Source organism: Thermanaeromonas sp. (assembly GCF_021890735.1).
Lineage (GTDB): Bacteria > Bacillota > DSM-521 > Neomoorellales > Neomoorellaceae > Thermanaeromonas.
This window is the reverse complement of the sequence record NZ_JAKKUR010000006.1, coordinates 1-14,154: the sequence shown is the minus strand read 5'-3', so window position 1 is coordinate 14,154 and position 14,154 is coordinate 1. Positions and strand designations below refer to the sequence as shown.

Here is a 14,154-nt window from a genome sequence, read left to right as displayed (position 1 = left end):
AGAAAAGGGGAAAAACGGCTATTTTAAGCCTTTATAGCCAAAACTTGACAGATTGCGGCCTCAAATTTATAATAACTCGTGAATTCGCAGAAAGGGGACGCCTTATATGGGGCAGAAAGTTTTTTACGTCACCACCCCGATCTATTATCCCAGCGACCGCCTGCACATAGGCCACGCGCTCACCACTACCATGGCCGATACCCTGGCCAGGTACAAAAGGATGCGCGGGTACGATGTATTTTTCCTTACAGGCTCCGATGAACACGGTCAGAAAATACAGCGCAAGGCCCGGGAAGCGGGCCTGGAGCCCCAAGCTTACGTAGACCGTATTGTAGCCACCTTCAAAGAACTCTGGCGCAGGCTGGATATCTCCTATGACGATTTCATACGCACTACTGAGGAACGGCACAAGAAGGTGGTACAGGAGCTTTTCCGCCGGATATATGAAAAAGGGGATATTTATAAATCCCAGTACGAGGGCTGGTACTGCACGCCTTGCGAGACCTTCTTTACGGAGCGACAACTAAAAGACGGCAACTGCCCGGACTGCGGCCGGCCGGTAGAGCTGGTAAAAGAGGAGAGCTATTTCTTCCGCATGAGCAAATATGCGGACCGGCTCCTTAAGTACATCGAAGAACACCCGGAATTCATCCAGCCCCCCTCCCGGCGCAACGAGATGATAAACTTTATAAAGGGAGGGCTGGAGGATCTTTGCATATCCAGGACCACCTTTGATTGGGGTATCCCGGTTCCCATAGATCCTAAACACGTGATCTACGTGTGGTTTGACGCTCTAACCAATTATATTTCGGCCTTAGGTTACGGTACGGACGATGAAAGCCTTTTTAAGAAATTCTGGCCTGCGGCCGTGCACTTGGTGGGTAAGGATATCGTCCGCTTTCACACTGTTATTTGGCCCACTATACTCATGTCGGCCGGTATAGAGCTGCCCAAAAAGGTCTTTGGCCACGGATGGCTCCTGGTAGAAGGGGGAAAGATGTCCAAATCCAAGGGTAACGTAGTGGATCCCATGCTTCTCATAGACCGCTACGGGTCGGATGCCATCCGGTATTTCCTTTTAAGGGAGATGCCTTACGGTGCTGACGGCTACTATTCCGAGGAAGCCCTGATCCAGCGCTACAATAGCGACTTGGCCAACGACTACGGAAATCTGTTAAACCGCACGGTAGCCATGATAGAAAAATTCTGCGACGGGGTTATACCTGAGCCTTCGGAAGAAAATGAGCTGGACAGGGAGCTTAAAGGGGTTGCGGAGAGGGTACCGGAGGAAGTAGAGCAGGCCCTGGAGAATTTTGAGTTTGCGCGGGCCTTAAGCTCCATCTGGCAGCTTATCGGTAGGGCCAACAAATATATTGAGGAGACGGCACCTTGGGCGTTAGCCAGAGAGCCGGAGAAGAGGCCGCGGCTTAATACGGTCCTTTACAACCTGGCCGAATCCATACGCCAAGCCACCGTTTTATGCTCACCCTTCATGCCCGGCGTACCGCCCCGGGTGTGGGAGCAGTTGGGCATTCAGGATGACGCCCACATCCATACCTGGGATAGCCTTAAAACCTGGGGAGGGATCCCACCGGGCAGGCGGGTAAAAAGAGGAGCCCCCCTTTTCCCGCGGATAGAAGCAGGCAAGGAGGAAGATAACGTGGCAGAAACCGTACAAGTAGATGCTGGACAGAGAAAAGAGGAGATCACCATCGAAGAATTTTCCCGCCTGGAGCTTAAAGTAGCCGAAGTGATAGCGGCAGAAAGGGTGCCCCAGACTGATAAGCTTTTGAAGCTGGAGGTAAACTTAGGCACAGAAAGGCGGACCGTAGTGGCCGGCGTGGCCCAACATTACCGTCCCGAAGATCTTGTGGGCAAAAAAGTGGTAATGGTGGCCAACCTGAAACCGGCCAAATTGCGGGGCATCGTATCCCAAGGTATGGTCCTTGCGGCCGTAGAGGGGGATAAACTTACTCTTATCGTACCGGAAGGGGACGTGAGCCCCGGTGCCCAGGTCCGGTAAAGGGGGCTTTCGGTTATGACCCGGGAACTTATAGATTCCCACGCCCATTTAAACGATCCTGCCTTCAGCCCCGACCTCCCGGAGGTTCTCAGCCGGCTTAAAGAAGCAGGGGTGCAAACGGTAATAAACGTGGGATATGATTTGAGATCTTCCAGGGAGGCCGTGGTCCAGGCCCACAACTGGCCTTTCCTGAAAGCGGCGGTGGCTGTCCACCCCCATGAAGCTGCCTCCTTTGATGAGGAGGGCGCCCGGGTTATAAGGGCCCTGGCTTTAGACCGGGTGGTGGTGGCCGTAGGGGAGACGGGTCTCGATTATTACCGGAATCTTTCTCCCCGGCGCAAGCAGGAGGAAGTTTTTCGCTGGCACCTCAATTTAGCCCGGCAGCTAAACCTTCCAGTTATCGTCCACGACCGGGAGGCCCATAAAGATGTTTTAAGGATCTTGCGCCAGGAAGCGGACGGGCTCCCCGGAGGGGTGATGCATTGCTTTTCTGGCACCTGGGAGATGGCCCGCCCGTTTCTGGATTTAGGATTTTATATTTCCTTGGCCGGCCCCGTAACCTTTAAAAACGCGGAAAACCTGCGGGAGGTGGCGGCCAAAATACCTTTGGAAAAGTTACTCATCGAGACCGATGCTCCTTACCTTACGCCCGTACCTTACCGGGGCCAGCGCAACGAACCGGCCAACCTGCGCTTTGTAGCGGAGGCGGTGGCTGGCGCCCGGGGCATACCCGTAGAGGAAGTGATAGAGGCTACCGCACATAACGCCCGCACTCTGTTCAGGCTGTGATGGGGTTCCACCAAAAAGCTTTGGGCAGGAACGAGGGTAATACCCGCAGCCTATTCAGCTTGTGACTCTTTCGTCTGTCCCCAGCTATAGTGGTCAGCGGCGGTCCAGTAAAGCCCGGTTTAACACCGGGCTAAAATTTTTTGTTATTATCCCCGGCTTCATACGACCCCGCCCTTTACCTCTCCACCGGAGGTTTAAATTGCGAATTATACGGCAATAATAGTAGGCGCCGGTACAAGAGAAAAATCACACTTTAACGAGGAGTGAAAGTATTTGGCGGAAATTTGGGGTTACCGGGCCTTACGGGCTGTTATGGGGCTGGTCTTAAGCCTTTGGGCCCTGGTAAGCATAGGATGGGCCGAACGGCAGGTAAGGGTTGAAGCTGACGGGCAGGCCGTGGAGCTGGTTACCAGAAGCTGGACGGTAGCCGGGGCTTTGGAGGAGGCAGGAGTCAAGTTAGAGCCGGGAGACCTGGTGGTACCGGATCCGCATTCACCCGTAACGCCGGGACTGGTCATTTCGGTAACCCGCGCCGTACCCGTCAGCGTTGAAGCCGACGGCAAAAAGACCGTGGTAAAGGTTCCCGTTCCTACCGTAGCTCAGGTCCTTGCCGCGGCGGGGCTCACTTTAGGCCCCATGGACAGGGTGGAGACCAACCTGGGGACGGGCGACAAACTTTATCTTAAAATTTTCCGGGTGACCCAGGAGATAGAGGTGCGATCGGAAGCCATACCCTTTAAAATCGAAAGGCGAGCAGATTTTAGCTTGGAGAGAGGGGTGGAGAAGGTCGTCCGGGAAGGCAAGCCGGGACTGCGTTATCTGAAGTACCGGGTGACCAAGGAGGATGGAAAAGAGGTTAAGCGGGAGCTTCTAGATACCTGGGTAGAAGTGCAACCCCAGTCCAAAATCATAGCCTACGGCACCCGTACCCCTGAGGCGGTGGCTGCCCTGGCCAAGGCCGGCAAAGTTTTAGAAATGGAAGCCACGGCTTATACCCATACCGGGAACCCTACGGCCACCGGTATCTATCCTTACCGGGGTATTGTGGCCGTGGACCCCAAGGTTATACCCCTGGGTACCAGGCTGTATGTAGAAGGCTACGGGTATGCCTGGGCCCAGGATACGGGAGGGCTTATAAAGGGCCAGCGCATAGACCTCTTCATGGAGACGGAAAAGGAAGCCATCCTTTGGGGACGGCGACGGGTTAAGGTTTATATATTAGAATAAAGACGCCCAGAAAAAGCCCGCTTTCGCTCTGCGGAACATAACTGTTAAGGGGTTCATATCCGGCACCCAGGCAACCCTTTTTCACCGAACGTGGCATGGATCCAATTCCAAGGTAAAACTACAGGCCCCAAAGCAGGGAAACATTAGCCGGGCGTAGAATATATAGGTCGGCACAAAAAGATCCTAGGAGGCAGTCTTAGTGGACGGCTGGATAACCGCCTGGCGCGAAGAAAAGAGGTTGCGGTCCCGTCGCCGCTCCTTCTTTTTATTTTGTGCGGCCTTGTTATTACTTTTTGTAGGAGCAGGCTGGGGGATGTTTAGCCTGCCCTGGAAAAAAGTAGCTTTAGAGGTGGACGGGCAAGAAAAACTGCTGCGTACCCGGGCCAAGACTGTGGAACAAGTGCTGGCGGAAGAGGGGGTGACCCTGGCCCCGGAGGATGAAGTAAATCCCCCCCTTCTTACCCCTGTAACGAGGGGCCTCCGCATACAAGTAAAAAGAGCTGTTCCCGTACGGATCCTTGTGGACGGCGGGGAGCGGGAGATAAGGCTTGTGCCCGGGACGGTGGGCCAGGCCCTGGAGCGTGCCGGGGTACATTTGGGTCCCCTGGACCGGGTGGAGCCAGCGGATACAGAGAAGCTTGTAGAACCGGGGGAGACCATAAAGGTTATCAGGGTGGAAGTTAAGACTGAGATGGTAGAGGAAGAGGTGGGCTATCAAGTAATAAGGCGGCAGGATCCCGGATTGGAGATAGGGACGACCCGGGTCCTCCAGCAGGGCAGGAAAGGGCTTAAGCGGATCGAGTACCGCGTGACCTACGAGGACGGAGCAGAGGTAAAGCGGGAGGTAGTAAAAGAAGAAATCGTCCGGGAGCCCGTGCCCCAGGTGATAGTTGTAGGCACATTGAGGGAAGTCTCCCGGGGCGGCTATACCTTAAGATTTAGGCAGGCCCTGTGGGTTACGGCCACCGCCTATACTCATACTGGTAACCGTACGGCTACGGGTACTGTGCCGCGGCTCGGTACCGTAGCTGTGGACCCACAAGTAATCCCTTTGGGTAGCCGTTTGTACATCGAGGGTTACGGCTTTGGACGGGCGGAGGATGTAGGAAGCAGTATCAGGGGCGAACGTATAGATGTGTTTTTTGAGTCCTTGGAAGCTACACGCCGGTGGGGTGTAAGGCGCGTAAAAGTTTATATACTAGAATAGGCGGCTCGTATTTCCTTTGTTAGGCCGGGGTTTTTGTAGTATAATAAAAGAGGCACCGGAGGGAAATAAAGTTGTACCCTGCTGTGACCAGCCCCGGCCAGATAGTTTCACTGCTTAAAGCTAAGGGTTTAAGGCCTAGCAAGGCCAGGGGGCAAAATTTTCTCCTAGACGCCAATATTGCCAGGAAGATAGCCGAAGAGGCGGCTTTAGCCGCGGATGACGTAGTAGTAGAGATAGGCCCCGGCCTGGGGGCTTTGACGCGGGAGCTGGCCCAGCGGGCCGGAAGGGTCATAGGTATAGAAATAGACAGAAATCTCGTCCAGGTGCTCCGCGAGATCCTGGAAGGGCAGCCTAATGTGGTTTTGGTAGAGGGAGACGCCCTTAAGATAAATTTCGACGAGCTTGTGGGTGAAACCCTTGGGATGCAGGGCAGGGGGAGGTTGCCAGCCTACAAAGTAGTGGCTAACCTTCCCTATTATATTACTTCCCCGCTTTTAGTTCACCTTTTAGGCAGCGGCTTTAACATAGAGCGCCTCGTCCTTATGGTGCAACTGGAAGTGGCCCAGCGCTTGACAGCCGGGCCGGGTACCAAGGATTACGGCGCTTTGACCGTGTTTGCCCAGTATTTTGCGGACATCCAGTGGGTGATGCGGGTACCGCGCACGGTTTTCTTCCCGCGGCCAGAAGTAGATTCGGCGGTGGTGCGGCTGTATAAGCGGCCGCGTCCTCCGGTAGATGTTGGAGACGATGAAGAATTTTTCTTCCGGGTGGTAAGGGCAAGCTTTTCTAAAAGGCGCAAGATTTTACCCAATGCTCTTAAGGAATTGGTCGGAGACCGGGAAAAAGTATTTAAAGCTTTGGATACGGCCGGTATTATGCCCATACGCCGCGGCGAGACCTTGAGTTTGGAAGAGTTTGCCAGGCTAAGCCGGTGCCTGAAGAAGGAGTTAGGAAGAGGGTGAACCGGCAGTGTACTTCATCAGTCCTACCAAGGGTCGGCTTACGGCCGAGGAAATGTTCCGGGATATAATGGAGTTTATAGAAGGGACGCCTGATGCCCAGTACAAGGTCATCATCGGGACAGATTCCCAGGCCCGGGTGAGGACCTGCTTTGTAACGGCAGTTATCATCCACCAGGTGGGTAAGGGTGCTCGCTACTATTATCGCAAGAGATATCAGCGAAAGCTTAACTCTTTGCGCCAGCGGATCTTCATTGAGGCAGCCTTAAGTTTGGAGGTGGCCAGCTTCCTGGCCCAAAAGCTCGCCGAAAACGGTCATGCGGACCTCAATGTGGAGATACACCTGGATATAGGTCCTAACGGAGACACCAAGGAACTCATCCGGGAAGTTGTAGGGATGGTGGTGGGGAGCGGCTTTGCCGCCAAGATAAAGCCTTATTCCTGCGGCGCCACCAAGGTGGCCGACAAGTATACTAAGAGCGGCTGAGAGAAAACCGGGCGGAATCCGCTCCCAGGAGCGTAACGAGTAACCCCAAAAGGAAGGCGGCACTACCAAAGTAGGTAGCGCCGCCTTCCTTTTTTAAAGGGCTAAATGGCGAAGACGTGGTTTCCGATGACGGTTATTATCTTGCGGGTCCATACCCAGGGGCTGGTGGCCGTAGCCGGGTTCCAGAAGAAGAGGGCTCCACCGCTGGGGTCTTTTCCTGCCAGGGCTTCGCGGGCGGCCTGGTAGGCGGTAGCGTTAGGTTGTAACCATATCTGCCCGTTATAGACCGATTCGAAAGCATAGGGCTCATAAATCACCCCGGCGATGGTATTGGGAAAACGACCGTCCCGGACACGGTTTAAGACCACCGCAGCTACGGCAACTTGTCCGGCGTAAGGCTCCCCGCGGGCTTCGGCGTAGACGAGGCGGGCCAAAAGCTCGAATTCTTCCGGCGTGTAGGATATCCTTCCGCCCCGGGAAGCAAGGCTTGAGCTGCCCCTATCCGGTATCCAAAGGACTTGTCCGGGGTAGATGTACTCGCTTTTAAGGTTGTTAGCGGCCATTATTTCCTGGTAGCTTACTCCAAAGCGCAGTCCGATGAGGAACAAGGTATCTCCCGGTTGAACTGTATAAGTAGTACCTGACTTGGTGGGGATCCACAGCACTTGGCCGGGATATATCCAGGTATCCCATAGACCGTTGGCTTGCTGTATTTCTTCCGGCGTAACATTGTAGCGAAGGCCTATGAGGTAGAGGGTATCACCAGGCTGCACGGTATAGGTGGCAGCATATCCGGTGGCGGGGCGGATAAATAAAAATACACAGACGGCTAAGGCGCAAGCCAAAAAAAGTAAAATTTTTCTTTCTCTGTACCTAATGGCCATCAACTCCTTTTCTGGCTACCGCCTGCCAGCCCATTCATCATTATACAGGGACAGGCGGCCCCGCGTCATTACAAAATAGTTGGCAGCTCCGGTATTTTATGTTAACTAATATCCCCCGCTTGTTTTCCGGCATAAACTGGTAACAGGGAAGCCCCAAATTTTAGGCTACCTTGGAGGACAGAAGGGAAGGAAAGAAAATGGCCGAGATAAAGCCGGGGGATATAGTTGCGCGCCGGTCTTACGGAAAGGATATATTATTTAAGGTCAAAGCCGTGACCATCACTGAGCAGGGTAAGAAAACGGCCCTGCTTAAGGGACTGGATGTGCGGCTTAGCGCGGATGCTCCCGTAGAAGACCTAGAACTTCAGCCCGCCGAACAAATTTTACTTTACCGGCACCAAGATATTCACCGCTGTACAGCCTACTTCCGCCGGGTCCGGGAACGGCAGGAAACGAGGCGGGCGGCCCTTTGGGCCTGGATGGACGTGGCAGCGGGTTCCGAAGAGGGCGGGCGGGGAGCTTTAGGGGAGGGGGAAGGTTTTTTTGAGCTTCCCGGCAGGGTGCTGCATGTAGATGGGGACGCTGAATACTTGGACCGCTGTCTCCAGGCCTACCAGCAGCTCCGTCTGCCGGCTACGGGCTTTTTTGTGGCCGAGGAGGAGCAGGCCTATAAGATTCCTGAGTTGCTTTCCCGGTATACTCCCGATATTCTAGTGCTCACGGGTCACGACGGGCTGACTAAGCGTAAGGCAGACCTGTCCAGCTTGGACAGTTACCGGCATTCTAAATATTTTGTGGCCGCTATAAAGGCCGCCCGGAGGTTAAGGCCCAGCCATGACGACCTGGTGATTTTTGCTGGAGCCTGCCAATCCCATTATGAGGCCTTACTCGAGGCGGGGGCTACCTTTGCCAGCTCCCCGGCCCGGATACTCATTCATGCCTTTGATCCCCTTCTGGTGGTGGAGAGGGTGGCTTACACCCCCATCCGGGAGACAGTGGTGCCCCGGGAAATAATTAAAGATACCATTACCGGAGAGGGAAGCATCGGCGGGGTAGAGGTGAAAGGGAAATTGCGCCTGGGGTACCCTGACTCTCCCCGCTGGAGATCGTTCCCGGCCTTTGCAGGAGAAACCTCACAAGAAAGTTTTTCTTTCGGGGAAAAACCCTTAAAATAATCCTAACAAATCCATAATATTGGCTTAATATAGGCTCTGCGGTCCTTGACATAGGGGTGCAGTTTTAGTAAAATAATTTGCCAGCCTTGACATCCTCCGGCCGGCGTACTATAATAAAGTATGTATGCCGGGAAAGAGGGTGGTATAGTTGGCTGGTAAAGAAGTGCTTGCTCTCATCAGACAGGATTTAGAGGCCCGTGTAGGCCAGAAGATAAAACTGAGGGCTAACCGGGGCCGGAAAAAGATCATCGAAAAAGTAGGGATTCTGGAGAAAACCTATCCCAACATCTTCGTCATACGCCTGGAAGAGCAGAGGAGCCCGGAGCGGCGCATCTCCTTTAGCTATGCCGACGTACTGACCGATACCGTAGAGCTCATGGTAGAAGGAGAAGAAGGAGATATACGCATAGGAGCTAAGGCGAGGAGCTAAGGGATTTTTAAAGCCCTGGCTCCTTTTTGATAGTTCGCCTTGTTTTGGCCCCTGGGAAGAAGGTGGTACGGTGGACCGGAGCCTTCCGCCTGAGGAGCGCGTACCGCCTTGCCTAGAAGGCTGGCCTACCGATGTGGTAGAGGCAGGAGATACTCACATAATTATGCGGGGCCCTACCCCATACTAAGAAGGGGTGGGGCCTTTTGCATTTTGTAGTCTGTGTTAAACAGGTACCGGATACTACTGAAGTCCGGGTGGACCCGGTCACCAAAACCCTGGTACGGGAAGGGGTACCCTCCATAATCAATCCCTATGACGCCCACGCCGTAGAGGAGGCAGTACGGCTAAAGGAGCGCTACGGGGGAAAAGTTACCGCTATAAGCATGGGTCCACCCCAGGCAGAGGAGGTCCTGCGCCGGGCCTTGGCCATCGGTGCTGACCGGGCTATACTCCTGACTGACCGTACTTTTGCGGGTTCGGATACTCTGGCCACGAGCTATATTTTAGCCCAGGCCATACGCCGGCTGGACCGGGAGGAACCCGTAACTTTAGTTTTATGCGGTAAGCAAGCCATAGACGGCGATACAGGCCAGGTGGGACCGGGAATTGCTACCCGTTTAGGATTTACTCCCTTAACCTATGTACTGGCTGTAGAGGAAATAGATATAGAGGCGGGGGAAATAAAGGTGCAGCGCAAGCTGGAGGATGCCCGCCAGGTAGTGTGCGGGAAGCTGCCCGCCCTTCTTACCGTGGTGAAAGAGATAAATGAGCTCCGTTATGCCGCCTTACCCGACCTCGTCCGGGCCGCCCGTACCAGGCCTGAGCGCTGGACGGCCGCGGACCTGGAGGTGGATCCGGGACGTACCGGGCTAAAAGGTTCCCCTACTTCCGTCCGGCGTATCTTTGCTCCACCGCAGCGTCCCGGTGGAGAGATGATACCGGGAGGGACGGAGGATCCTGCCCGAGCGGCCTCTTTATTGGTAGACAAACTCCTTAAGACCAAACTCATCGCCGACCTGTAGCTCCCTTAAGAAGGAGGACGGCAAGGATGTCCGAAGAGACTTATACCCTTCAGGGCGGGGGGCGGGCGGCCCAGAAACTTAAGGGCTCCCCTTCGGGGGACGACGGCTACCGCGGGGTATGGGTCTTCATCGAACAGGTGGAGGGAAGGGCCGCACCGGTGTCCTGGGAACTTTTGGGCGCCGGCCGGGAGCTGGCGGATAGTTTAGAAGTAGAACTGGCCGGCGTCATTTTAGGTTCGGGCGTAGAAAACTTAAGCGACGAAGCCTTCGCCTACGGCGCAGATGTCGTTTATTTAGCGGACCACCCTCTCCTGCGGGATTACCGCACCCTGCTTTATGCCAAAGTTTTAATAAACCTGGTCCGCAAATACCGGCCTGAAGTATTGCTTATGGGGGCTACAAGCCTCGGCCGGGACTTGGCCGGCGTTGTGGCTACGAGTTTGGAGACGGGCCTTACAGCCGACTGTACTGAATTAAAGATAGACACGGAAAAAAGGCTTTTGGAGCAGACGCGCCCCGCCTTTGGGGGAAACGTTATGGCCACCATCCTCTGCCCTAAACGCAGACCCCAGATGGCCACAGTCCGGCCCCGGGTATTTCCCCTGCCTCCCCGGCGTAGCGGCCGTAAAGGGCGCCTTATCGCAGAAAGCTTTGAACTGAAGGAAGAAGAAGCGCGGGTACGTATTTTGGAAACTATAAAAGAGAAGGGCCGTTCCCTTTACTTGGATCAGGCTGAGGTTATAGTGGCCGGGGGAAGGGGCGTGGGGTCCAAAGAAAATTTTGAGTTACTGAAGGAGCTGGCCGAAACCATAGGGGGAACCCTGGGAGCTTCCCGGGCCGCGGTGGAGGCGGGGTGGGTCCCACCAGAATATCAGGTAGGCCAGACGGGCACGATAGTGAGGCCTAAGGTTTATTTTGCCATCGGTATATCCGGGGCCATCCAGCACCTAGTGGGTATGCAGAACTCGGATATAATTGTGGCCATAAACAAGGATCCCGAAGCGCCCATTTTCCGGATAGCCACCTACGGAATAGTGGGGGACCTCTTAGAAATCGTACCTGCCCTAACGTCCGAGTTCAGGCGGCGCTTGAGCCGCAGTACAAGCGAGGGTATCTCAAATGCTTAAATTCGAAGTAGTGATCGTAGGGGCCGGCCCGGCCGGTCTTGCCGCTGCCTATACCCTGGCTAAAGCCGGCGTAGAAGTAGCCGTTTTCGAAAGGGGAGACCACCCGGGTGCCAAAAACCTCATGGGCGGGGTTCTCTACCGCCAGCCCACCGAAGAGGTATTACCCGGGTTTTACCGGGAGGCACCCCTGGAGCGGCCGGTGGTCGAGCAGCGCTTGTGGATTCTTACGGAAGATGATGCCCTAACTTTGGGATACCGCTCCCGGGCCTTTGCCGGCGAACCGTACAATGCTTTTACCGTTTTTCGTTCCCGCTTTGACCGCTGGTTCGGCCAGAAGGTGGTAGAGGCCGGAGCCCTGCTCATAACCGAGACGGTGGTAGAGGATCTCCTCTGGGAGAACGGCCGGGTCGTGGGGGTACGGACGGGCCGCCCTCAGGGGGACGTGCGGGCAGAGGCAGTTATCCTGGCCGAGGGCGTTAACTCTCTTCTTACCCAAAAGGCAGGACTTAAGAAAGGCGGCCTTCAGACCCACGAGTTGGCCGTGGCGGTAAAAGAAGTGCTGGCCTTACCTAAAGAAAAGATAGAAGACCGGTTTGGCCTAGAGGAGGGCCAGGGATGCACCATCGAGCTTTTGGGCGAGGCCACTTTAGGCATGATGGGTGTAGGATTTATCTATACCAACAAGGATACCCTTTCCGTAGGAGTGGGGGTACTGCTGTCCCACCTTGTCCGCAGGCGGCTGAACCCTAACGATGTTTTAGAACACCTGAAAAACCACCCTTCCGTACGCAAATTTTTAGCCGGGGCCCAACCCAAAGAATACCTGGCCCACCTCATACCCGAAGGCGGTTTCCGGTCCATCCCGAAATTATACGGACCCGGCCTTCTGGTAGCAGGAGATGCGGCCATGCTGGTCAACGGAATACACCGCGAAGGCTCCAACCTCGCCCTTATATCCGGGAAATTGGCGGCCGAAACCCTTTTGGAAGTGCGTACCCGGGGTGGGTATCATGAGAAAAACCTTTCCCGCTACCGGGAAAAGCTCGAAAAAAGCTTCGTCCTCCAGGACCTAAGGAAGTATCAAAATACATCCCTCTTCTTTAACGAAAATCCCCAGTTTTTTACCCTGTATCCCCGCCTTTTAAGCCTGGCAGCGCGGGAATTCTTAACTGTAGACAGTGTACCCAAGAGGGAGAAGCAAAGGAAGATATGGCAGATTATAACCTCGCACCGGAGCAGATGGAAGTTAGCTCAGGATCTTTTCCGCCTGTGGCGGGTTTTGGGTTGAAGCAGGGTATCTACAGGCTGCCCCCAAAGTAGTACCCATGAATAAGGGCCCTGCGCCCAGGGCTGCTACCAGGGGGCTTGCAGGCTTTATCGGACTTATGCTGATAAAAAGGGAGACGGGAAATGCGGCTTGAAGACAAGCTTTACCTCAATCGCTACCAGCCTGATAAACATCCCCACCTGCGCATCAAGGACAGGGAAGTCTGCCGCCATTGCGATGGACGCCCCTGTACTTATATTTGCCCGGCTCGGGTATATACTTGGAATGAAAAAGAAGAAAGGATAGAGACTGCCTACGAGGGATGCCTTGAGTGCGGGACCTGCCGATACGGGTGTGCCCATGACAACATAGACTGGCGGTACCCGCGGGGCGGTTTTGGGATAATGCACAAGTACGGGTAGAAAAACATAAAAATATTTTAAGCCTGTAAAGCCCAAAAAGACTTTCCCCTTTTATCCTTGATCTGAGATGCCTGATATATATTTACTTAAAGAAAACAAGAGGCTAGGTGCCTCGGTTTTTTAATCTTATTCAAGCTCCCTAAGGAACTAGGAAAGAGCCTTAAAACAAGGAGCTTTAAGGGGGAGGAGAACATGGGTTGCCGTATAGGACTGGATCCCGGCCATGGTGGGTCTGATCCCGGTGCGGTGGGGGCCGGTGGCCTTATGGAAAAGGGAGTAACTTTAGATGTAGCCCTCATGCTCGGAGAAAAGCTATCCCGGGCGGGGTGCGAGGTGATCTTTTCGCGGCGCGAGGATGTTTATGTGTCCTTAGCTGAGCGGGCGGACCTTTTTAACCGGGCCGAAGTAGACCTGGTGGTAAGCCTGCACGTAAACAGCTCCTTTAATAAAGAGGCCTCCTACATTGCCACCTATATTCTTGCTCCTGGGGGGCGGGCAGAAAAGGCGGCCCGCTTTATCCAGAAGGAGCTGTTGGAAGCCTTAAAATGGCCCGATGGGGGAATAAGGCAGGCCGGCTTCTATATTTTGCGGGAGACGAAAGCCCCGGCCGTACTGGTAGAGATGGGTTTCTTAAGCAATCCCGACCAGGAAGCTGCCCTCCGCGATAAAAAAACCCGCCAAACTTTAGCCCTGGCTTTAGCCCGGGGGATAGCTTTATACTTCGGCCTTGACTCTGATGTCTTCTCCTATCCCCAGGATATTGTCGGGCACTGGGCGGAAGGAGTTATACGCCGCTGCCTTGAACTCGGTCTCCTAAAGGGTTATCCCGATGGCACCTTCAGACCGGACCAACCGGCCACCCGTGCGGAATTAGCAGCCGCTCTTTTGAATCTTCTGGACAAAGTTCAAGGTCAAACCGTATAATAAAAGGGGAGTGGGCCCCTTTGCGCGTGCGGTATAAAGTATGGCTGGAGGAGGGGGAGCACGTCTTCGGCGAAGGGTTGTTCGCCCTTCTCCGGGAGATTGAGCAGGAAGGGTCCATAAACAGAGCGGCTAGAAATTTAAACATGTCCTACCGCCAGGCGTGGGGCCGTATTAAAAAGGCCGAAAAGCGGCTGGGTTTTAAGCTCCTTTT

General features: G+C 54.5%; 15 protein-coding genes. 14 read left to right on the top strand and 1 reads right to left on the bottom strand.

Translation table 11 applies throughout. The annotated features are described in order from the left end of the window. Positions 1 to 106 precede the first annotated feature (106 nt). The 6 genes from metG to L5656_RS02240 all read left to right on the top strand — a co-directional run bounded on the left by metG (position 107) and on the right by L5656_RS02240 (position 6,692). Complete coding sequence (gene metG, locus L5656_RS02265) at positions 107 to 2,023, top strand: methionine--tRNA ligase (RefSeq protein ID WP_297198429.1); 1,917 nt, start codon at positions 107 to 109, stop codon at positions 2,021 to 2,023. Between the two features lie 15 nt (positions 2,024 to 2,038). Further along, positions 2,039 to 2,812 (top strand): TatD family hydrolase, encoded by a 774-nt coding sequence (locus L5656_RS02260; RefSeq protein WP_297198425.1) that lies wholly within the window; start codon positions 2,039 to 2,041, stop codon positions 2,810 to 2,812. A 273-nt stretch (positions 2,813 to 3,085) separates the two neighbouring features. Beyond that, on the top strand, positions 3,086 to 4,039 hold the full coding sequence (locus L5656_RS02255; protein WP_297198422.1) for a 3D domain-containing protein: 954 nt from the start codon (positions 3,086 to 3,088) through the stop codon (positions 4,037 to 4,039). Between the two features lie 199 nt (positions 4,040 to 4,238). Beyond that, positions 4,239 to 5,246 (top strand): ubiquitin-like domain-containing protein, encoded by a 1,008-nt coding sequence (locus L5656_RS02250; RefSeq protein WP_297198420.1) that lies wholly within the window; start codon positions 4,239 to 4,241, stop codon positions 5,244 to 5,246. A 71-nt stretch (positions 5,247 to 5,317) separates the two neighbouring features. Beyond that, complete coding sequence (gene rsmA, locus L5656_RS02245) at positions 5,318 to 6,208, top strand: 16S rRNA (adenine(1518)-N(6)/adenine(1519)-N(6))-dimethyltransferase RsmA (RefSeq protein WP_297198417.1); 891 nt, start codon at positions 5,318 to 5,320, stop codon at positions 6,206 to 6,208. A 7-nt stretch (positions 6,209 to 6,215) separates the two neighbouring features. After that, positions 6,216 to 6,692 (top strand): ribonuclease H-like YkuK family protein, encoded by a 477-nt coding sequence (locus L5656_RS02240; protein WP_297198414.1) that lies wholly within the window; start codon positions 6,216 to 6,218, stop codon positions 6,690 to 6,692. 101 nt (positions 6,693 to 6,793) lie between these two features. On the opposite strand, the gene L5656_RS02235 is transcribed toward L5656_RS02240, so the two are convergent. Beyond that, the gene (locus L5656_RS02235) at positions 6,794 to 7,576 is read right to left on the bottom strand and encodes a cell wall hydrolase (RefSeq protein ID WP_297198411.1); all 783 of its coding nucleotides are present in this window, start codon (positions 7,574 to 7,576) and stop codon (positions 6,794 to 6,796) included. Positions 7,577 to 7,773: 197 nt separating this feature from the next. On the opposite strand from L5656_RS02235, the gene yabG reads away from it, so the two are divergent. The 8 genes from yabG to L5656_RS02195 form a co-directional block, all read left to right on the top strand. After that, positions 7,774 to 8,751, top strand: a complete 978-nt coding sequence (gene yabG / locus L5656_RS02230; protein ID WP_297198408.1) for a sporulation peptidase YabG — start codon at positions 7,774 to 7,776, stop codon at positions 8,749 to 8,751. A gap of 148 nt (positions 8,752 to 8,899) precedes the next feature. After that, entirely contained in the window at positions 8,900 to 9,181 is a 282-nt protein-coding gene (locus tag L5656_RS02225; RefSeq protein ID WP_157110007.1) for a Veg family protein, read from the top strand. Between the two features lie 203 nt (positions 9,182 to 9,384). After that, positions 9,385 to 10,203: an electron transfer flavoprotein subunit beta/FixA family protein gene (locus L5656_RS02220; protein ID WP_297198397.1), complete on the top strand. Its 819-nt coding sequence runs from the start codon at positions 9,385 to 9,387 to the stop codon at positions 10,201 to 10,203. A 26-nt stretch (positions 10,204 to 10,229) separates the two neighbouring features. Then, entirely contained in the window at positions 10,230 to 11,330 is a 1,101-nt protein-coding gene (locus L5656_RS02215) for an electron transfer flavoprotein subunit alpha/FixB family protein (RefSeq protein WP_297198395.1), read from the top strand. After that, on the top strand, positions 11,323 to 12,618 hold the full coding sequence (locus L5656_RS02210; RefSeq protein WP_297198392.1) for an FAD-dependent oxidoreductase: 1,296 nt from the start codon (positions 11,323 to 11,325) through the stop codon (positions 12,616 to 12,618). The genes L5656_RS02215 and L5656_RS02210 overlap by 8 nt, the downstream gene beginning before the upstream one ends. Before the next feature lie 122 nt (positions 12,619 to 12,740). Further along, complete coding sequence (locus L5656_RS02205; RefSeq protein WP_297198389.1) at positions 12,741 to 13,019, top strand: ferredoxin family protein; 279 nt, start codon at positions 12,741 to 12,743, stop codon at positions 13,017 to 13,019. A gap of 192 nt (positions 13,020 to 13,211) precedes the next feature. After that, positions 13,212 to 13,943: an N-acetylmuramoyl-L-alanine amidase gene (locus L5656_RS02200; protein WP_297198386.1), complete on the top strand. Its 732-nt coding sequence runs from the start codon at positions 13,212 to 13,214 to the stop codon at positions 13,941 to 13,943. 26 nt (positions 13,944 to 13,969) lie between these two features. Continuing rightward, the coding region (locus L5656_RS02195; RefSeq protein WP_297198592.1) for a winged helix-turn-helix domain-containing protein at positions 13,970 to 14,154 on the top strand (185 nt) is incomplete at its 3' end.

Coding starts and splice junctions, on each gene's coding strand:
- metG (WP_297198429.1), top strand. CDS start 107: ATGGGGCAGAAAGTTTTTTACGTCACCACCCCGATCTATTATCCCAGC.
- L5656_RS02260 (WP_297198425.1), top strand. CDS start 2,039: ATGACCCGGGAACTTATAGATTCCCACGCCCATTTAAACGATCCTGCC.
- L5656_RS02235 (WP_297198411.1), bottom strand. CDS start 7,576: ATGGCCATTAGGTACAGAGAAAGAAAAATTTTACTTTTTTTGGCTTGC.
- yabG (WP_297198408.1), top strand. CDS start 7,774: ATGGCCGAGATAAAGCCGGGGGATATAGTTGCGCGCCGGTCTTACGGA.
- L5656_RS02215 (WP_297198395.1), top strand. CDS start 10,230: ATGTCCGAAGAGACTTATACCCTTCAGGGCGGGGGGCGGGCGGCCCAG.
- L5656_RS02210 (WP_297198392.1), top strand. CDS start 11,323: ATGCTTAAATTCGAAGTAGTGATCGTAGGGGCCGGCCCGGCCGGTCTT.
- L5656_RS02205 (WP_297198389.1), top strand. CDS start 12,741: ATGCGGCTTGAAGACAAGCTTTACCTCAATCGCTACCAGCCTGATAAA.
- L5656_RS02200 (WP_297198386.1), top strand. CDS start 13,212: ATGGGTTGCCGTATAGGACTGGATCCCGGCCATGGTGGGTCTGATCCC.